The organism is Citrobacter sp. TBCS-14, from assembly GCF_005280805.1.
Taxonomy (GTDB): Bacteria; Pseudomonadota; Gammaproteobacteria; order Enterobacterales; family Enterobacteriaceae; genus Citrobacter; species Citrobacter gillenii.
The window spans coordinates 613,367-633,484 of sequence record NZ_SZWM01000164.1; the positions used below are offsets into that span (position 1 = coordinate 613,367).

General features: G+C 49.3%; 19 protein-coding genes. 6 read left to right on the top strand and 13 right to left on the bottom strand.

Annotated features, from left to right (window positions below; all coding sequences use genetic code 11):
• The first annotated feature begins 113 nt into the window (after positions 1-113).
• Positions 114-515 (top strand): acyl-CoA thioester hydrolase YciA, encoded by a 402-nt coding sequence (gene yciA / locus FDX22_RS06635; protein WP_115258308.1) that lies wholly within the window; start codon positions 114-116, stop codon positions 513-515.
• A gap of 80 nt (positions 516-595) precedes the next feature.
• Here yciA and tonB read toward each other — a convergent pair whose 3' ends face one another.
• Positions 596-1,321 (bottom strand): TonB system transport protein TonB, encoded by a 726-nt coding sequence (tonB, locus tag FDX22_RS06640; protein WP_210424343.1) that lies wholly within the window; start codon positions 1,319-1,321, stop codon positions 596-598.
• A 215-nt stretch (positions 1,322-1,536) separates the two neighbouring features.
• On the opposite strand from tonB, the gene FDX22_RS06645 reads away from it, so the two are divergent.
• Positions 1,537-1,833, top strand: a complete 297-nt coding sequence (locus tag FDX22_RS06645) for a YciI family protein (RefSeq protein ID WP_003020675.1) — start codon at positions 1,537-1,539, stop codon at positions 1,831-1,833.
• Between the two features lie 444 nt (positions 1,834-2,277).
• Here FDX22_RS06645 and FDX22_RS29995 read toward each other — a convergent pair whose 3' ends face one another.
• Positions 2,278-2,439, bottom strand: a complete 162-nt coding sequence (locus FDX22_RS29995) for a hypothetical protein (protein ID WP_164496617.1) — start codon at positions 2,437-2,439, stop codon at positions 2,278-2,280.
• 208 nt (positions 2,440-2,647) lie between these two features.
• Positions 2,648-2,821, bottom strand: a complete 174-nt coding sequence (locus FDX22_RS06650; protein ID WP_096756805.1) for a YciY family protein — start codon at positions 2,819-2,821, stop codon at positions 2,648-2,650.
• 142 nt (positions 2,822-2,963) lie between these two features.
• Here FDX22_RS06650 and cls point away from each other — a divergent pair, with 142 nt between their 5' ends.
• Positions 2,964-4,424 carry a cardiolipin synthase gene (gene cls / locus FDX22_RS06655; protein WP_096756804.1) on the top strand — a complete coding sequence of 487 codons (1,461 nt, stop codon included), beginning with the start codon at positions 2,964-2,966 and terminating at the stop codon, positions 4,422-4,424.
• 34 nt (positions 4,425-4,458) lie between these two features.
• A complete protein-coding gene (locus FDX22_RS06660) occupies positions 4,459-4,788 on the top strand; it encodes an HI1450 family dsDNA-mimic protein (RefSeq protein ID WP_096756803.1) in 330 nt (109 codons plus the stop codon).
• A gap of 35 nt (positions 4,789-4,823) precedes the next feature.
• Here FDX22_RS06660 and FDX22_RS06665 read toward each other — a convergent pair whose 3' ends face one another.
• The 7 genes from FDX22_RS06665 to FDX22_RS06695 all read right to left on the bottom strand — a co-directional run bounded on the left by FDX22_RS06665 (position 4,824) and on the right by FDX22_RS06695 (position 12,753).
• Positions 4,824-5,660 carry an ion transporter gene (locus FDX22_RS06665; protein ID WP_115258307.1) on the bottom strand — a complete coding sequence of 279 codons (837 nt, stop codon included), beginning with the start codon at positions 5,658-5,660 and terminating at the stop codon, positions 4,824-4,826.
• A 46-nt stretch (positions 5,661-5,706) separates the two neighbouring features.
• Entirely contained in the window at positions 5,707-6,711 is a 1,005-nt protein-coding gene (gene oppF / locus FDX22_RS06670) for a murein tripeptide/oligopeptide ABC transporter ATP-binding protein OppF (protein WP_146716902.1), read from the bottom strand.
• Positions 6,708-7,721: a murein tripeptide/oligopeptide ABC transporter ATP-binding protein OppD gene (oppD, locus tag FDX22_RS06675; RefSeq protein ID WP_096756800.1), complete on the bottom strand. Its 1,014-nt coding sequence runs from the start codon at positions 7,719-7,721 to the stop codon at positions 6,708-6,710. The genes oppF and oppD overlap by 4 nt, the downstream gene beginning before the upstream one ends.
• Before the next feature lie 11 nt (positions 7,722-7,732).
• On the bottom strand, positions 7,733-8,641 hold the full coding sequence (oppC, locus tag FDX22_RS06680; RefSeq protein WP_096756799.1) for an oligopeptide ABC transporter permease OppC: 909 nt from the start codon (positions 8,639-8,641) through the stop codon (positions 7,733-7,735).
• An 18-nt stretch (positions 8,642-8,659) separates the two neighbouring features.
• Positions 8,660-9,580, bottom strand: coding sequence for an oligopeptide ABC transporter permease OppB (gene oppB, locus FDX22_RS06685; protein WP_096756798.1), 921 nt, complete (start codon positions 9,578-9,580; stop codon positions 8,660-8,662).
• 121 nt (positions 9,581-9,701) lie between these two features.
• Positions 9,702-11,333 carry an oligopeptide ABC transporter substrate-binding protein OppA gene (gene oppA, locus FDX22_RS06690; RefSeq protein WP_115258306.1) on the bottom strand — a complete coding sequence of 544 codons (1,632 nt, stop codon included), beginning with the start codon at positions 11,331-11,333 and terminating at the stop codon, positions 9,702-9,704.
• A gap of 772 nt (positions 11,334-12,105) precedes the next feature.
• Positions 12,106-12,753, bottom strand: coding sequence for a YchE family NAAT transporter (locus FDX22_RS06695; RefSeq protein WP_137361811.1), 648 nt, complete (start codon positions 12,751-12,753; stop codon positions 12,106-12,108).
• 486 nt (positions 12,754-13,239) lie between these two features.
• Between FDX22_RS06695 and adhE the strand changes: the two genes are divergently transcribed.
• Positions 13,240-15,918, top strand: a complete 2,679-nt coding sequence (gene adhE, locus FDX22_RS06700) for a bifunctional acetaldehyde-CoA/alcohol dehydrogenase (protein ID WP_096756796.1) — start codon at positions 13,240-13,242, stop codon at positions 15,916-15,918.
• A 243-nt stretch (positions 15,919-16,161) separates the two neighbouring features.
• On the opposite strand, the gene tdk is transcribed toward adhE, so the two are convergent.
• Positions 16,162-16,779 carry a thymidine kinase gene (gene tdk, locus FDX22_RS06705; protein ID WP_115258305.1) on the bottom strand — a complete coding sequence of 206 codons (618 nt, stop codon included), beginning with the start codon at positions 16,777-16,779 and terminating at the stop codon, positions 16,162-16,164.
• Between the two features lie 648 nt (positions 16,780-17,427).
• Between tdk and hns the strand changes: the two genes are divergently transcribed.
• A complete protein-coding gene (hns, locus tag FDX22_RS06710; RefSeq protein ID WP_096756794.1) occupies positions 17,428-17,841 on the top strand; it encodes a histone-like nucleoid-structuring protein H-NS in 414 nt (137 codons plus the stop codon).
• 138 nt (positions 17,842-17,979) lie between these two features.
• Here the strand turns inward: hns and galU are convergent, their stop codons facing one another.
• Entirely contained in the window at positions 17,980-18,888 is a 909-nt protein-coding gene (galU, locus tag FDX22_RS06715; RefSeq protein ID WP_135911914.1) for a UTP--glucose-1-phosphate uridylyltransferase GalU, read from the bottom strand.
• A 203-nt stretch (positions 18,889-19,091) separates the two neighbouring features.
• The gene (gene rssB, locus FDX22_RS06720) at positions 19,092-20,105 is read right to left on the bottom strand and encodes a two-component system response regulator RssB (protein ID WP_096756792.1); all 1,014 of its coding nucleotides are present in this window, start codon (positions 20,103-20,105) and stop codon (positions 19,092-19,094) included.
• Positions 20,106-20,118 lie beyond the last annotated feature (13 nt).

The window sequence follows — 20,118 nt, forward strand, 5'->3', positions numbered from 1 at the left end:
ACCATACCTTTCTCTCACTTTAACACCGCGTTGCACACCGCCTCCCCTCTGTTCTCAGCCCACAAATTCTAGTAGCATCGCGCCTGTAATCTTTCTCTACAGTCGGTTCTACAATGACAACAACGAATAACACCCCTCAAGGTGAGCTGGTTTTACGTACTCTGGCCATGCCAGCCGATACCAATGCTAACGGCGATATTTTTGGCGGTTGGCTGATGTCGCAAATGGATATCGGTGGCGCTATTCAGGCCAAGGAAATCGCGCACGGTCGTGTGGTCACGGTGCGAGTGGAAGGAATGAGTTTTTTACGCCCGGTTGCCGTCGGTGATGTGGTCTGTTGCTATGCGCGCTGTGTGAAGCGCGGTAACACATCCATCAGCATTAATATTGAAGTCTGGGTTAAGAAAGTGGCATCTGAGCCAATTGGGCAACGCTACAAAGCCACCGAAGCGTTGTTTATCTACGTGGCCGTGGATAAAGATGGGAAACCCCGTCCGATCCCCGCCTCTGCCTGATACGACACGTTAACGTCGAAATCAGACAAGCATTATGCTAATTGCCGGATGATGGCGTAGCGCCTCATCCGGCCAACTTCTTACTCGATCTGCGCAGTACCGTTCAGACGGAAAACAATATTCACCACCAGTCCGGAGCCGGGTTTTCCCGCCTCGTAGCGCCATTTGCGCATGGCATTCTTCACTTCACGCTCAAACATATTGGCGGGCTGCGCGGAAAGCACCTCCACGTTCTCAACCCGGCCATCTGACGTCACGTCAAATCTCACTTTTACACGACCTTCAATACGCAGCGCCTGCGCACGTGCCGGATACTGTGGCTGATTACGACTCAGCGCACGCGGGCCAGCAGGCGCACTGACGGTCGGCTTGCTGGTGGCCGGGGCGGTACTGGTGGTCGGGCGCGCAGGCGCGGTGTTTTCAACTGGCGCAGCCGGGCGTGATTCAACCGGTTTAACGTCACGTTTCGGCTGTTCTTGCACCTTTTTCACCGGTTTTGGCTTCGGTTTTGGCTTTGGCTTCGGTTTCTCAATAACGACCGGTGCCTCCTTTGGCGGCTCAGGAATCGGTTCGGGTTCCGGTTCTGGCTCGACGACGGGCTCCGGAGGCGGCTGAACAACCTGCGGCGGTTCGAGGTCAGCTGGCGCGACCATCGTGATAGAAATCGGCTGCGCGGGCGCAGGCAGTTCAATAACCTGATGTACCGAGGTATACAGCAGTCCTGCCACTACAGCACCATGAACGCCGACAGAAAGTAACGTCGGCCAGGGAAAGCGACGAGGTAAATCAAGGGTCATTGAAGTCATAATCGTTTCAGTTAAAAAACCAGGCCCTGATTTTAAATGCAAATAGCAATCATATTCAATAAGCCCATGGCGGTAAGCGGCATTTAAAACGCGATTTTATGATAATAACCCACTTCTAAAGTAGGGGCTTAACAAATCCGTTATCTTTCCGTTGCAGTTGTTAGGCCTTTCCAATAACGTAATTAACGACTTTTACCGATCAAGGAGCTCTTCCCGTGCTGTACGTTATTTATGCTCAAGATATCGCTGATTCTCTCGAAAAACGCCTTTCCGTGCGCCCGGCACATCTGGCACGTCTGCAACTTCTCCATGACGAAGGTCGCCTGTTGACCGCAGGTCCTATGCCCGCCGTGGATAGCAACGACCCGGGTGCGGCCGGATTTACCGGATCAACCGTCATTGCCGAATTTGAATCACTCGAAGCTGCACAAGCATGGGCTGAAGCTGATCCGTATGTAGCGGCAGGCGTTTATGCGCAAGTTTCAGTAAAACCGTATAAAAAAGTATTTTAAGCAACAACGTCAGACTAACATTAATAAGCAGAGTGATTATCTACCCGCTTATAATATTCACAAGGGTGCATCTGAATAGATAATATTCAATGCACCTGTATTATTGCTATTTCAATACTCACCATGGCATATAACACTTAGTGGTTAGAAGCTAAAGCATTTGGCAAAATGTTATGCGGCGAATCGTTTCATGAATAATGACGGTCTTTTCTACAGACGTAGAATAAGGTAGAGGAATGCTGTCGACTTCCTATTAAATTGCTATTTATCATTATCAATTTATTATGTATTTCACTTCTGAAAAGCGATACATCAAGCTCAATAAAATTTCAACTCACTAATTTATTACTTTTAAAACAACAAGATACATCACCGCATCCATCTGAGAAACCCAATGCCACTTCTGCATTACGCCATCAGAAGTGGCATTAACTCACTGAGTCTTTAATATCCAGCAGCTTTATTGGCCGCATTGATTCGCTTAGTCCTGGCGTCTTTTTGATTTTTATCTGTTGCCTGCATGATGCCACCGGCAGCATCAATCCAGTCGCTTGCCGTGCAACCAGACAACGTCACACTCAGCATGAGCGCCATTAAATATTTCATCTAAACTCCGCTTTTCAATTACCGTACAAAAATATTGGTGAAATTTATATAATTAGTTATTGCCGGCGCATTGTTACAAACATATCCGACACGAGCAATCAATAAATAAGGGGGCTGATTGAATAGCGCAGAATATTAAGCGGGAGGATAAAAGATGGCGGCGGGTTGTGCTGTGGTCATTGGGCACCGCCAGCGATGCCCATTTTGATCAGACGCTGTGGATTGCAAACAACAACGAGTTACGTTGATGGTTGAGAATGCACTTTCTGATGGTATGGATGCGCATATTGCGGCGCGATTGTCCTTCAAGCCAACGCGCTTTACGGCGACTGGCCTGACGCTGCATCCGCCAGCGCCCCACTTCCGTTCTACTACGCTTCATGTTAACCACTCTTACCGTCACAGAGCGGACATTATACCGCCTGACCGAATGCAGACCAGCAGTTTTCCCGTGTTTTTATTTGCCAGATGAATCCTGATGCGTAAACTCTTAACAATACGCTTTCAAAAGGATTTTTAAATTTATGACAACCTTCTACACCGTGGTGAGTTGGCTGGTCATTCTGGGATACTGGGTACTCATCGCTGGCGTAACATTACGCATTCTGATGAAGCGACGCGCAGTGCCCTCTGCAATGGCCTGGCTTTTGATCATCTATATTCTGCCATTGGTCGGGATCATTGCTTATCTGTCTTTTGGTGAACTTCATTTGGGCAAACGTCGCGCCGAGCGCGCCAGAGCGATGTGGCCTTCAACGGCCAAGTGGCTCAACGACCTAAAAGCCTGTAACCATATTTTTGCTCAGGAGAACAGCAGCGTCGCCTCGTCTCTATTTAAGCTGTGCGAACGTCGCCAGGGTATCGGCGGCGTTAAAGGAAACCAGCTTCAGTTGCTCACCAGTTCCGATGACGTGATGCAGGCGTTGATCCGCGACATTCAACTGGCGCGGCATAACATTGAGATGGTGTTTTATATCTGGCAACCCGGCGGCATGGCCGATCAGGTCGCAGAATCATTAATGGCCGCGGCACGACGCGGTATTCACTGTCGCTTGATGCTGGACTCCGCAGGCAGCGTGGCGTTCTTCCGCAGCCCGTGGGCCGCGATGATGCGTAATGCAGGTATTGAAGTCGTCGAGGCACTGAAGGTTAACTTGATGCGTGTCTTCTTACGCCGCATGGACCTGCGCCAGCACCGTAAGATGATAATGATCGACAATTATATTGCTTACACCGGCAGTATGAACATGGTTGACCCGCGTTTCTTTAAACAGGATGCCGGCGTCGGGCAATGGGTTGATCTGATGGCAAGAATGGAAGGTCCGGTCGCCACCGCGATGGGGATTGTCTATTCCTGTGACTGGGAGATTGAGACCGGTAAGCGCATTTTACCGCCGCCACCGGATGCCAATATCATGCCATTTGAGCAGGCAAGTGGGCACACCATTCATACCATAGCCTCCGGCCCGGGTTTTCCTGAGGATTTGATCCATCAGGCGTTACTGACCGCGGCATACTCTGCGCGTGAATATTTAATCATGACCACGCCCTACTTCGTCCCCAGCGACGATCTGCTGCATGCCATCTGTACGGCGGCGCAGCGTGGGGTGGATGTGAGCATTATTCTTCCCCGCAAAAATGACTCTATGCTGGTTGGCTGGGCAAGTAGGGCCTTTTTCACCGAGCTGCTGGCGGCTGGCGTGAAAATTTACCAGTTTGAAGGGGGTCTTTTGCACACCAAGAGCGTGCTGGTCGATGGCGAGCTGAGTCTGGTGGGTACCGTAAACCTGGATATGCGCAGCTTGTGGCTGAATTTTGAGATCACGCTGGTGATTGACGATGCCGGATTTGGTGCCGATCTCGCGGCAGTACAGGACGATTACATCTCCCGTTCGCGCCTGCTTGATGCGCGTTTGTGGCTAAAAAGGCCACTCTGGCAACGGATCACCGAGCGACTGTTTTACTTCTTTAGTCCGTTGCTGTAAAACGTGCCCAAGAGACGGTAAACAGGTAGTCATTATGGATATGGATTTGAACAATCGCCTGACTGAAGACGAAACGCTTGAGCAGGCTTATGACATTTTTCTCGAACTGGCGACAGACAATCTCGACCCCGCTGACGTTCTTCTGTTCAATTTACAGTTTGAAGAACGCGGCGGCGCAGAGTTATTTGACCCGGCAGAAGACTGGCAGGAGCACGTCGATTTTGACCTGAATCCTGACTTTTTTGCCGAAGTGGTGATTGGTCTGGCCGACTCAGAAGATGGCGAGATTAACGATATTTTCGCACGCGTTTTGTTATGCCGTGAAAAAGATCACAAGCTCTGCCATATTCTCTGGCGCGAATGAGTCAAAAGAAAAGCTGCCAAGGCAGCTTTTTTTATTTAATTCGGAAGCTTAGTTCCACATCGGTTACAGAATTGCGCGCTGTGCTCGTGCTGATGCTGCTGACACTGAGGGCATTGACGCTGATTCTGCCGATGCTGAAACGCGCTGCTCATGTGCGTAGTAATCAAGCCCGTGGGTATTGCAATTACTGAATAACCGATCAGGATAAGCACTGACGCCACCATTCGCCCTAACGGCGTGTGCGGCGCGATATCCCCATACCCAACCGTCGTTACCGTCACAATGGCCCAGTACACCGACGCATTCAGCGTATCAAATCCATACTTCGGCCCTTCAATGAGATACATCAACGCGCCGAAAATAATCATTAAAATGGCGATAAACGAATAGAACAGAATCAACTGGTGACGTGCGCTTTTTATGGCGCCCCAAAACACCATCAACGAAGGCATAAAGCGCAGCAACTTGAGGATCCGCAGTACACGAATCGCCCGCATCGCTCGCCAGGCAAACACATAGTTCAGACTCATTTCTGGCCATAACCACATCACATACAGCGGCAAAATGGTGGCCAAATCGATAATACCCCAAAAACTAAACACATATTTTGCCGGATTGGCCCAACAGCTTAATCGCAGCAAGTATTCGGCGGTGAAGACCAGAGTAATAAAGATCTCCAGCCAGACAAAAGAACGCCATTCATCATACGTTAAATGATATTGCGTCCCGACGCCCGACTCGACGAAGATGACAATGACGCTAAGCAACGCAAACAGCGCGCACAGACCTTCAAAACGACGACCTGAGCGCGTGTTTAAATCGAATAATTTACGATAGACAGCGCGGCGGACAGAGGACACAAAGCCAGACACATTCACCTCACCTATAAGAAGGGCTGACCTTTGTCAGCCCTCACGATTATAGCGGGTCTACTTTCAGGCAGGAAACAGCGTGGCGGAAACTTCCTTCCAGAACCGGTCGCGTTTTTGCACATTCCGGTCCGGCAATCGGACAACGGGTACGGAACACACAACCAGACGGCGGATTGATCGGTGACGGTAATTCGCCTTCCAACAGTTGGATGGTTTTGTTCCTCTCCTGATCGGGATCGGGGATCGGCACCGCCGACATCAGCGCTTTAGTATAAGGATGCAGCGGGTTATGGTACACCTCGTCGTAAGTGCCCAGTTCCACCGCATGCCCCAGGTACATTACCAGCACGCGATCGGAAATATGTTTAACCACCGCCAGGTCATGGGCAATAAAGATTAACGATAATCCCATTTCACGCTGCAGTTGTTGCAACAGGTTCACTACCTGCGCCTGAATCGACACGTCCAGCGCCGAAACCGGCTCATCGCAAATAATCAACTTCGGCTCGAGGATCAGCGCGCGAGCAATCCCGATACGCTGACACTGCCCGCCTGAAAATTCGTGCGGATAGCGGTTGATCAAATTTGGCAACAGCCCGACCTTCATCATCATTGCCTTCACGCGATCGCGCACTTCCTGCCCTAGCAGGCTGGGATGATAAGTGCGCAGCGGTTCTGCGATAATTTCACCGATGGTCATACGCGGGTTTAATGAAGCCAGCGGATCCTGGAAAATCATCTGAATATCGCTGCGCACCGCGCGCCACTCATCAGGTTTCATGCCCAGCAAATCTTTACCCAGCCAGGCCACTTTGCCGTCGGTGGCTTTCACCAGACCAATAATGGCGCGGGCAAAGGTAGACTTACCGCAGCCTGACTCGCCCACCACCCCTAACGTTTCACCTTCGTACAGTCGCAGGGTCACGCCATCAACGGCTTTCAGTGTTTGTGAGGGTTGCCAGAACCACTGCTTGCCGTCTTTGATATCGAAATGGACTTTCAGATCGGCTATCTCAAGCAAGACTTTTCGTTGTTCAGTTGCCGTTGTCATACCAGTTCCTCCACCGGTTTAAAGCAGGCGCGCAGGCGGCCTGGGCTAAACTCTTCCAGCGGCGGTGCACTGCTACAAATTTCCATCGCATGCGGACAACGAGGCTGGAACGGGCATCCTTTTGGCAAACGCAGCAGGTTTGGCGGGTTACCCGGGATGGTCAGCATCTCTTCCCCTTCAGCATCCAGACGCGGTACCGCGTTAAGCAAACCAATAGAATACGGATGAACGGGTTTATAAAAGACATCGCGCGCGCTGCCATATTCCATGGTGCGCCCGGCATACATCACCAGAACCTTGTCGCATATCCCGGCAACCACACCGAGGTCGTGGGTGATCATAATAATCGCGGTATTGAATTCGCTCTTAAGTTCATTCAGGAGCGTCATAATTTGCGCCTGAACCGTAACATCGAGCGCGGTTGTCGGCTCATCGGCGATCAGTAACTTTGGCCGACACTGTAACGCCATGGCGATCATCACACGCTGGCGCATCCCGCCTGAAAATTCATGTGGATACATCTTCATACGCTTGCGCGCTTCCGGCATTTTGACCGCATCCAGCATTCTGACGGATTCTTCAAACGCTTCGGCTTTACTCATACCTTTATGCAGCATCAGCACTTCCATTAACTGCTCTCCGACCCGCATATACGGGTTCAGGGAGGTCATGGGGTCCTGAAAGATCATTGAAATTTGTTCGGCGCGCAGTTTGTTCAGCTCGCGTTCCGGTAAATTAAGAATTTCACGTCCGTTGAACGTCGCAGAACCGCCGATTCGACCATTGGCCGCCAACAGTCCCATCAGGGCAAACGCCGTTTGCGATTTCCCCGATCCAGATTCACCGACAATACCCAGCGTTTCACCGGCTCGCAGCGAAAAATTCAGATCGTTTACCGCGGTTACATCCCCATCAGGGGTGGCAAACGTCACGCGCAGATCTTTCACGTCCAGCAGTGCGTTAGCCTGTTGTTGCGCGAGCGGCGCGGTTGAGGTTTCAATTACGCTCATGGCTGCACTCCTTAACGGTCTTTCGGGTCGAGGGCATCACGCAGGCCATCGCCAATAAAGTTGAAACAGAACAACGTCACCACCAGGAAACCTGCCGGAAACAGCAGCAGCCACGGTGAGACTTCCATTGAGTTAGCACCATCACTTAACAACGCCCCCCAACTGCTTAACGGCTCCTGGGTCCCTAAGCCAAGGAAGCTCAGGAAGGATTCGAACAGGATCATGCTCGGTACCAGTAGCGATGCGTACACAACTACCACGCCCAGAACGTTCGGGACAATATGGCGGATAACAATGCGTACGGTCGAAACCCCACCTACCTGCGCAGCCTCAATAAACTCTTTGCGCTTCAGGCTCAGCGTCTGGCCACGCACGATACGTGCCATATCCAGCCAGGAGACCATACCGATCGCCACAAAGATCAGCAGGATGTTTTGCCCAAAAAAGGTCACCAGCAGAATGACGAAGAACATGAACGGGAAGGAGTTGAGGATTTCCAGCAGGCGCATCATCACGGAGTCAATTTTGCCGCCCAGATATCCTGACAACGATCCGTACAACGTGCCGACAATCACCGCCACCAGCGCCGCGGCAATCCCGACCATCAGCGAAATACGTCCACCAATCGCCACGCGTACCAGCAGGTCACGCCCCGAAGAATCAGTACCGAAGTAGTGGCCGGACTCACTGTCCGGCGCGCTGGACATCATTCCCCAGTCGGTGTCGAAGTAGGTAAATTGCGATAGCATCGGCGCAAGGGTCACAAACAGCGCGATAATCACCAGCACAACCAGACTGGCTACCGCCGCGCGGTTATGCATAAAGCGTCGACGCGCATCCTGCCACAAACTGCGGCCTTCGACTTCCAGCTTTTCACTGAAATTCTCCAGCGTCTCGCTGTTTTTCTTACTTAACATCATAGATAGCGAGCTCCAGTATCAGTAACGGATTTTCGGATCGATAACGGCATACAGCACATCAACAATCGCATTAAATACAATTGTCAGTGCACCGACCAGAATGGTCAGGCTCAATACCAGCGAGTAGTCGCGGTTCAGCGCGCCGTTAACGAACAGTTGACCAATACCCGGCAAGCCGTAGATAGTTTCAATCACCATCGAACCGGTAATAATGCCGACGAACGCCGGGCCCATATAAGACAACACCGGCAGCAAAGCGGGCTTTAACGCGTGACGGAAAATAATCCGCCGCATTGGCAGACCTTTCGCCCGTGCGGTACGAATAAAGTTGGAGTGCAGCACTTCAATCATCGACCCACGGGTGATACGGGCGATACTGGCGATATAAGCCAGCGACAACGCCACCATCGGCAAGATCATAAATTTCAGCGCCCCGCCGTTCCAGCCACCACCGGGCAACCATTTCAGCGTTATTGCAAATATCATCACTAACAAGGGGGCCACCACAAAGCTTGGGATAACCACCCCGGTCATCGCTACCCCCATCACCGTATAATCCCAGCGCGTATTTTGCTTCAACGCAGCAATGACGCCAGCACTGACGCCAACGAGTACCGCCAGGATAAAGGCAGCTGCACCCAGCTTCGCCGAAACAGGGAAGCTCGAGGCAACCAGATCGTTAACTGTATAGTCTTTATATTTAAAGGAAGGTCCAAAATCGCCATGCGCCAGTTGCTTCAGGTAGCTGAAGTACTGCGTGGTGATAGGGTCATTAAGATGGTATTTCGCTTCAATATTCGCCAGTACCTCTGGCGGTAACGCACGTTCACCGGTGAAAGGACTTCCCGGCGCAAGGCGCATCATAAAGAATGAGATCGTAATAAGAATAAATAGCGTCGGAATCGCTTCCAGACAGCGACGTAATATGAATTTTAACATTGCCCGTACCTTCTGGCGTGTGCCTTTATACCTCTTTAAGCCAGTTATGGGGCCAGAGAGGTATTTATAGTTCGAAGAAAAAGACACTGTGGGGCAACGATGGTCGCCCCACGTCTTGCCATTAATGCTTGATAATATACAAGTCTTTAACGTGGATATTATCCATCGGGTCTTTACCGGAGTATCCGCCTACCCATGGTTTCACCAAACGCGCATTGACGTAGTAATACACTGGTACAATCGCAGAGTCTTTATCCAACTGCTGCTCAGCTTTCGAATACAGCTCGCTGCGCTGCGCTTCGTCAGTCACTTTCAGCGTATCGGCAATCAACTTATCAAATGCCGCGCTCTTATAGTGAACAGTGTTGTTGGAGCTGTCTGACAGCACCATGTTAAGGAAAGAGGTCGGTTCGTTGTAATCCGCACACCAGCCCGCACGAGAAACATCATAGTTACCCTGATGACGGGTATCGAGGAAGGTCTTCCACTCCTGGTTTTCCAGCTTAACGTTGGCACCCAGATTTTTCTTCCAGATAGAGGCGGCTGCAATAGCCAGCTTCTTGTGCAGATCGGAGGTGTTATACAACAGGTCGAAGGTCAGCGGTTTTTCTGCGGTAAAGCCAGCTTCAGCCAACAGTTTTTTCGCTTCTTCGTTACGTTTTTCCTGTGACCACTTGAACCACTCTGGCTCAACCAGTTTTGCGCCATCGGTATACGGCGGCGTGAAGCTGTACGCTGGCAGGTCGCCCTGGTTCTTCACTTTGTTGACGATAATGTCACGATCCAGTGCCATCTTCAGGGCGGTACGTACACGCACATCGTTGAACGGTGGCTTCTGGTTATTAATTTCGTAATAGTAGGTACACAGATACGGGTCAACGTGAACTTCGTTCGGGATCTCTTTTTTCAGTTTCTGGAATAACTCAATCGGCATGTTGTTGTAGGTCATGTCGATTTCACCACTGCGGTAGCGGTTAACATCAGTCACTTCAGAAGAAATTGGCAGATAAGTTACCTGGTTAATCACCGTTTTGGCGTTATCCCAGTAGTTAGTATTACGCTCAAGAACAATGCGCTCGTTGACGACCCAATCTTTTAATTTATAGGAGCCGTTAGAAACGATGTTCGCGGGCTGGGTCCATTTATCACCAAATTTTTCCACCACGGCTTTAGGCACCGGGGAAACTGATGAGTGAACAAGCAGTTTGTAGAAATACGGAACAGGTTCACTGAGGGTAACTTCAAAAGTATGGTCATCAATGGCTTTTACACCGAGATCGGTGACCGGTTTTTTACCGGCGATAATGTCGTCAATATTAACGATGTGCCCATACTGTAAATAGCTGGAGTATGGTGAAGCGGTATTTGGATTCGCCAGACGTTGCCAGCTATACACAAAATCTTGCGCGGTCACGGGCGAGCCATCGGACCATTTCGCGTCTTTACGCAGATGGAACGTCCAGACTTTAAAATCTTTATTTTCCCATTTTTCCGCCACGCCCGGTGATGGCTTGCCATCAACGTCGCTGATTAATAAACCTTCAAACAGGTCACGGTTAATGTTGGATTCTGGCACACCTTCGATCTTGTGCGGATCGAGAGACTGAACTTCCGAACCATTATTGCGTACCAGCGTTTGCTTCTCAGCAAGTTGAACACCGGCAGGTACTTCTGCCGCCGTGGCAACATTTCCTGCGATAAGCGCAGATAGAATCCCCGCCGCTACTAAACTTTTCTTAGTGATGTTAGTCATTGTGTTTGTACTCCCTCATTATTATGGCTGGTTTTTTAACCAGACTGTTAATCCTGTACGGATCCCTGTACGGCACCGGAGATTTTCTGCCGTCAGGTGATTTATTGTTTTACTGCTTGCTATCACCGACTTTATTTATTCTGGCGGTTCGAGCGACCGCCTTGCGTCGATTTTCTACGTGTCTCCCCTGTCGGAAACACTCGGTTACTCTATTGAGAGAAACTAACTGAAAACAGTTCTCATCAACGTAAAATCTTCTGCAAAATACCTGGTCGGAAAGTATCAAATGCCTTTCTTAACCGCCAATACATTTTACAGATTTGTTAACCAATTCGCTTTTATCGAAAAAAAATCGCACATCAATGGTCCTCAAAAAGAGAGGCCATAATCGTAACATCATGATAGATAACGAATTAAATCCATTGAGCGGTTGATTACCCTGTCCGGTATCAATATGCCGATATAATTTACATAAAATTAACAATTGGTCATTAATTAGCACATTACTCTAAAAAAGACACTGAAATAACTAATAACATTTCGATAATCCTTCAGCAAGCCCCAGAGTATAATGTTAGAAAAATAACAGTAAGCCCCCTATTCAGGGACGTAGCCATAAAAATTATTATCTTATAAATCAATGCGTAACAGATGGATTGGCAATCAGCATGTTTTACAATTTCAATGCTAATTTTCAACTTTAGTGAGACGTTTTACTGATAATGAAAAGAACGGAGCTGAGGGCCAGCTCCGTTTACTGAAAACAGTCCCGTCAGGCCAGTAAGCCCGGGAAAATAGATTTGATGCCGGTGACGATGAATTCAATCCCCAACGCCATGAGCAGTAAGCCCATAATACGCGTAATAACGTTAATACCCGTTTGCCCCAACAGGCGTACCAGCCAAGGAGCCATACGAAACAGTCCCCAACAGCATAAGGCAAACAGTGCAATCGCCACAAAGAACCCGAACAGGTTTAATGCGCTGTGATAGCGAGTCCCCCAGACGATGGTTGAACTTATCGCCCCCGGCCCCGCCATCAACGGCAATGCCAGCGGAACAACACCAACATTCTCGCGTATGGCAGTCTCTGACTTTTCCTGTTTGTTTTGTTTATCTTCCCCGAGTTTCCCACTGATCATCGACATTGCAATGGTTACCACCAGAATCCCGCCGGCAATTCTGAACGAATCAATCGAGATACCGAAGAGTTGCAGGATCGCATCACCAAGAAACAACGAGGTCCACAAAATAATCGCCACCGACAGGTTTGCCGTCAGATTGGTTTTGTTACGCGCCGCTGCGGTTTGGTAGCTGGTCATACTGATAAAGACCGGGATGATCCCGACGGGGTTGACCAACGCAAATAACCCAATGAAAAACTTAAAGTAAAGAGGAAAATCAAATAGCGTTTGGATCACGGTTAGCTCCGAAGCGTTAGCCGGATAAAATGAGTCATAAAAAATGTTAAAAACCGCGCTGAAGATACGCTTTTTGGCAGCATTCTTCACCTTCTATCTGCGTTAATCTCTGTAAACGTGCTACCAATACTCGGTGTTATTAATATGTATGAAATATGCTAATGTTAATCTCATTCATTCCATCAATTCGTTAACACTTGCCGATAAACACTAAAAGAGCCTGCTGAAAGGTGTCAGCTTCGCGTAAATTTGATCCAGATCACGCAATTACTACTCAGAAGTGAGTAATCTTGCTTACGCCACCTGGAGGAAACGCGTTAGAGTTGAATACGCTAGCGTATAAGCTCTTTTAGTAAATCAATGTAAGGCGGGCGTTAATTAACCGTTTGATTTTCAAAACGTTACACAAATTTTCGTCGATCTGTCTATACTCTCGTAGCGAGCAGATGATTTACTAAAAAAGTTTAACATTATCAGGAGAGCATCATGGCTGTTACTAATGTCGCTGAACTTAACGCACTTGTAGAGCGCGTAAAAAAAGCCCAGCGTGAATATGCCAGTTTCACTCAAGAACAGGTTGACAAAATCTTCCGCGCCGCCGCTCTGGCTGCCGCAGACGCTCGAATTCCTCTCGCGAAAATGGCCGTTGCCGAATCTGGCATGGGTATTGTCGAAGATAAAGTGATTAAAAACCACTTCGCATCTGAATACATCTATAACGCTTACAAAGATGAAAAAACCTGTGGTGTCCTAGCCGAAGACCATACTTTTGGGACCATCACTATCGCTGAACCGATTGGTATCATCTGCGGTATCGTTCCAACCACTAACCCAACGTCTACTGCAATCTTCAAATCGCTGATCAGCCTGAAGACGCGTAACGCTATCATCTTCTCTCCACATCCGCGTGCTAAAGATGCAACCAACAAAGCGGCAGACATCGTTCTGCAGGCTGCTATCGCTGCTGGCGCACCAAAAGACCTGATTGGCTGGATCGATCAACCTTCTGTTGAACTGTCTAACGCTCTGATGCACCACCCGGACATTAACCTGATCCTTGCGACCGGTGGTCCTGGTATGGTTAAAGCAGCATACAGCTCTGGTAAACCGGCAATCGGTGTTGGCGCAGGTAACACCCCTGTTGTTATCGACGAAACAGCAGATATCAAACGTGCCGTTGCTTCCGTGCTGATGTCTAAAACCTTCGACAACGGTGTAATCTGTGCGTCTGAACAGTCCGTTGTGGTTGTAGATTCCGTATACGACGCCGTTCGCGAACGTTTTGCCAGCCACGGTGCCTATATGCTGCAGGGCAAAGAGCTGAAGGCTGTTCAGGACATCATCCTGAAAAATGGCGCGCTGAACGCGGCTATCGTGGGTCAACCGGCATACAAAATCGCTGAGCTGGCTGGTTTCTCCGTGCCGACTAACACCAAGATTCTGATTGGTGAAGTTAAAGTTGTCGACGAAAGCGAACCGTTTGCTCACGAAAAACTGTCTCCGACGCTGGCAATGTACCGTGCGAAAGACTTCGAAGATGCAGTTGTTAAAGCTGAAAAACTGGTTGCTATGGGCGGTATCGGTCATACCTCTTGCCTGTACACTGACCAGGACAACCAGCCAGAACGCGTTGCTCACTTCGGTCAGATGATGAAAACTGCACGTATCCTGATCAACACCCCGGCGTCTCAGGGTGGTATCGGCGACCTGTACAACTTTAAGCTTGCACCATCCCTGACTCTGGGTTGTGGTTCCTGGGGTGGTAACTCCATCTCTGAAAACGTTGGTCCTAAGCACCTGATCAACAAGAAAACCGTTGCTAAGCGAGCTGAAAACATGTTGTGGCACAAACTTCCGAAATCTATCTACTTCCGCCGTGGTTCACTGCCAATCGCGTTGGATGAAGTGATTACCGATGGTCACAAACGTGCGCTGATCGTGACCGACCGCTTCCTGTTCAACAACGGCTATGCTGATCAGATCACGTCCGTTCTGAAAGCTGCGGGCGTTGAAACCGAAGTGTTCTTTGAAGTTGAAGCTGACCCGACGCTGAGCGTTGTGCGCAAAGGTGCTGAACTAGCCAACTCCTTCAAACCAGACGTGATCATCGCGCTGGGTGGCGGTTCCCCGATGGACGCAGCGAAAATCATGTGGGTCATGTACGAACATCCGGAAACCCACTTCGAAGAACTGGCGCTGCGCTTTATGGACATCCGTAAACGTATCTACAAGTTCCCGAAAATGGGCGTGAAAGCGAAAATGATCGCCGTCACCACCACTTCCGGTACCGGTTCTGAAGTCACCCCGTTTGCGGTTGTAACCGACGACGCTACTGGTCAGAAATATCCACTGGCAGACTACGCGCTGACCCCGGATATGGCGATTGTCGATGCTAACCTGGTGATGGATATGCCGAAGTCACTGTGTGCGTTCGGTGGTCTGGATGCCGTCACTCACGCCCTGGAAGCTTACGTTTCCGTACTGGCTTCTGAGTTCTCTGATGGTCAGGCTCTGCAAGCGCTGAAACTGCTGAAAGAAAACCTGCCTGCGTCCTACCACGAAGGTTCTAAGAACCCGGTAGCTCGCGAGCGTGTACACAGTGCAGCGACCATCGCCGGTATCGCGTTTGCTAACGCCTTCCTCGGTGTATGTCACTCCATGGCGCACAAGCTGGGTTCACAGTTCCACATTCCTCACGGTCTGGCGAACGCCCTGCTGATCAGCAACGTTATTCGTTATAACGCGAACGACAACCCGACTAAACAGACTGCTTTCAGCCAGTACGACCGTCCGCAGGCCCGTCGTCGCTACGCTGAAATCGCAGACCATCTGGGTCTGAGCGCACCGGGCGACCGTACCGCAGCGAAAATCCAGAAACTGCTGGCATGGTTGGATGAGATCAAAGCTGAACTGGGTATTCCTAAGTCTATCCGTGAAGCTGGCGTTCAGGAAGCTGACTTCCTGGCACATGTTGACAAACTGTCTGAAGATGCGTTTGACGACCAGTGCACCGGCGCTAACCCGCGTTACCCGCTGATTTCTGAACTGAAACAGATCCTGCTGGATACCTTCTACGGTCGCGAATACAACGAAGGTGAAACTGCCGCTAAAACTGAAGCAGCCGCCGCGCCTAAAGCAGAGAAAAAAGCGAAGAAATCCGCTTAATTCATAAATCTAAGCTGTAGTATCACGTCGAACGGTCCCTTGAGGGGACCGTTTTTTTTCGCCTGATTTATTCTCACCTTCACAGCGCAAAAACTCATGCAGACCATCGCGGTGAATGGACATGCCCGTAGGAGATTGGAGGAGGATGCGCGTAAAGGGTCTACAGAGGTGATTGTAGGGTAGTACTTCTGACTTATGGCCAGTGGTCTACCCTGCGCGTTACAGCGCCCAGGCGAGCGTAGATTAATCGTGGCTGTGCCTTTCCTGAATGGCCGTCAGAGAGCCCTCAGATTGCGCCTCTTTATAGTGCTTGCGGCATACCGACACATAGCGTTCATTGCCACCAATAACCACCTGTTCTCCCTCGTTATAAGGTCGTCCAGCTTGATCAAGACGTAGTACCATACTCGCCTTCCGCCCGCAGAAACAAATAGTCTTTAATTCGACCAATTTATCTGACCAGGCAAGCAGGTATTCGCTACCGCCAAATAATTCACCACGAAAATCGGTGCGTAACCCGTAACACAAAACCGGAATATCCAGCTGATCGACAACCTCGGATAATTCATAAACCTGCTGGCGTGTCAAAAACTGTGACTCGTCAACCAGTACACAATGTATTCTCTGCTGCGCATTCTCCGCGCGAATTTCTTCGAACAATGATGAATTTTGGTTAAACAGTTTTGCAGGTGACGACAGACCTATACGTGAACTTACTTTCCCTGTTCCAAACCGATCGTCGATTTCCGCTGTATATACAACGGCACGCATGCCACGTTCCTGGTAATTGTATGAAGATTGCAGCAAAGCGGTCGACTTCCCCGCATTCATTGCAGAATAGTAAAAATATAGCTGTGCCATTGACCGTCAGCCCTCACCTGAGTAAATAAATATGGGCGCGATTGTATCATAATTCACAAACATGTCTGCGCACCGTTGTCGCCCACATACGTATAAAAAATCGCGTCAGCATCACTCATCAACCTCCTAAATATGACGAACTACGGTAAGGTTCAGGAAACAGACTTAAGTTATGGATCGCACAGTGATGCACACCACCAATGCTCGAATAATCTGACTTATGACGGTATATACACATTCTTTCACAAATAGTGCCCTTGAAATTCATCAACGGTGCTTATCATCACAGTTCAATAAAGAAACCTTGCTTTCAATGTTATTGAATCCCCCTACGAACACCCTGTAATAGTGAATTCCCGTAAGCAAAACTAATACAAAAGGTTGAAATTACTGCAAACAGATACAATTACCGTGCTGTAAAATGTGACCTGAATCTTGAATTTTCCTGCATGACTGAAGAGTAGCCCCCACACCAATAAGCCTTTTTTATGCCCTTTCCCAGACGAAATTTAACGACAATGAATTAATGCAGATACTAAATAAAGCGCAATTTTGAATTCCTTACATTCCTGGCTATTGCACATCTGAATTTATCGCTCTATTATTAGCTCAACAAACCCCACCCAATATAAGTTTGAGATTACTACAATGAGCGAAGCACTTAAAATTCTGAACAACATCCGTACTCTTCGTGCGCAGGCAAGAGAATGCACTCTGGAAACGCTTGAAGAAATGCTGGAAAAATTAGAAGTTGTCGTTAGCGAGCGTCGCGAAGAAGAAAGCGCTGCCGCTGCTGAAGTTGAAGAGCGCACTCGTAAACTGCAACAATATCGTGAAATGCTGATTGCTGACGGTATTGACCCGAACGAACTGCTGAATAGCATGGCTGCGGTTAAAACCGGTGCTAAAGCCAAGCGCGCAGCACGCCCAGCTAAATATAGCTATGTTGACGAAAACGGTGAAACGAAAACCTGGACCGGCCAGGGTCGTACACCGGCAGTAATCAAAAAAGCGATGGAAGAACAAGGTAAACAGCTGGACGATTTCCTGATCAAGGATTAATCCACAATTAGTTTGCTTAAAATCCCGCCGACGGCGGGATTTTTTTTACCTGTACTTCGCATAACACCTACCCAATAGGGGTATAAAAAAACGGCGCTGGATAAACAGCGCCGTTGCATGCGGATTAATAACGTGATGTTACTTCTTAATACCCATCTCGTCTTCAAGCCAGGCTTTAAATTCAGCGCCAAGGGTATTATGACGAATACCATATTCGACGAACGCTTGCATATAACCCAGCTTATTACCACAGTCATGGCTTTTGCCCTTCATGTGATAGGCTTCAACCGTTTCTTTTTCAATCAGCATATCGATAGCATCGGTCAACTGAATTTCGTCACCTGCGCCCGGAGGCGTTTTTGCCAGCAGAGGCCAGATATCTGCACTCAGGACATAACGCCCTACAACCGCAAGATTAGATGGCGCGACATCGGCTTTCGGTTTTTCCACAACACCGACCATCGGTACGCTTTCGCCCGGCGCTAATTCCACACCTTTACAGTCCACCACGCCGTAAGCCGTCACATCGTCTACTGGCTCCACCATAATTTGGCTGCTGCCTGTTTCATCAAAGCGACTAATCATTTCGGCGAGGTTATCGCGGGATAAATCAGATTCGTATTCGTCGAGAATAACATCCGGCAGGATGACCGCTACGGGTTCATCACCAACAACCGGGTGCGCACACAATACAGCGTGACCCAGACCTTTTGCCAGACCCTGACGAACCTGCATAATCGTCACGTGCGGTGGGCAAATAGATTGCACTTCTTCCAGCAACTGGCGCTTAACACGTTTTTCCAGCATAGCTTCAAGTTCAAAGCTGGTATCGAAGTGGTTTTCAATCGAATTTTTAGACGAGTGAGTCACAAGGACAATTTCAGTGATACCCGCGGCAATACATTCGTTGACGACGTATTGAATTAATGGCTTATCAACCAGCGGTAACATTTCTTTAGGAATTGCCTTGGTCGCCGGTAACATCCTGGTTCCTAATCCCGCTACCGGGATAACGGCTTTTTTGACTTTCGAATTAAGGGCAGCCATTTAAAACTCTCCTGGACTGTTCATGTATTGAACGTGTTCATCAATCTGTATCGCATCCGAGTATATCAGTACCGCGACAAGCTTCAGGTCTGAAAAGGACGCGCGTCGGTATAATTAAGATAAATACGAATAAATCTGGCGCTGATAGTAGCACTGCAAAAGACAGGGAGGTGAGCCAATTTGAATCCCTGCCTCTCGATTGTTCATTCTGCGGACAACATCAGTCGCAGACGCCCCCCGGCACCCCAAATTTGGCACTGCCAGGACTCACAGCGTTGGCTTAGTTGGTTGAGGTACGTATTCCCCAACGTTCCCAGCGGAACACCATTACTGATTTGCACGTTGTGGCTACCAGTATTTAAGGTCGCATTCAGACCCGCAGAGACCAGGACCAAATTTTTTAAACCGCTATGGTAGTAACCCACCAGCAACGGAAATTGTCCCGGTAGATTGGCCTGTCGCAGCAGATGATTAACCTGTTTCAGGAGCGTACCGAGTTCCGGCAACCGTTGATTCTGATGTGCCAGTTGCTCTTGTAGCAGCCCATTAAACAGTGCCCGTAACAACAGTGCCGCCAGCACGCCATTATCCCCTGCCCGCGTCACATCCAGGCAATAGAAGGCAAGATCGTGTTCCGACAACGGCGCAATATCAAGGACCAGGCCGGGTTGATCGGCGGCAACCAGTTGACGGTAGTTGATGCGACACTGTGAAATCACCTGTTGAACCGGTGGCTGTAGCTCTTGTAACAGTTTTGCTGCTGCTGCGGGGTCGCCGACCATCGCATCCCAGTCACGAAATAACCGCTCTTCTTCTTCAACGCGCGAGTTAAACATGTTGGGGTAAAGGCACGCAAAAACCGTTTCCCGTAGTCGGTTAAGGTCTTTCACCGGCTTAAGCAACACATCATCCACACCGAGGCGAAGTGCTTTGGCAATATCAGACATATTTTCTGTCGCGGAGATAACTAGGATTGGCGTCCGATCGCCACGGTTACGCAGGTATTCAACCAGTTTGAGACCGTTCATTCTCGGCATCGCAAGGTCGCAGATCATCAGATCGGGTGTAAAGCGCCCCAATAATTCCAGCGCATCAAGCCCATCGCCCGCTACAGCCGTTGTCGCTCCCAAAGAGGAAAACCATGAGTCCAGAAGTGAGCGAAATACAGGCTCATCTTCAACAATAAGAATCTGTTTTCCGACCAATGGCTGCGTCATATTCTCCCCCCTG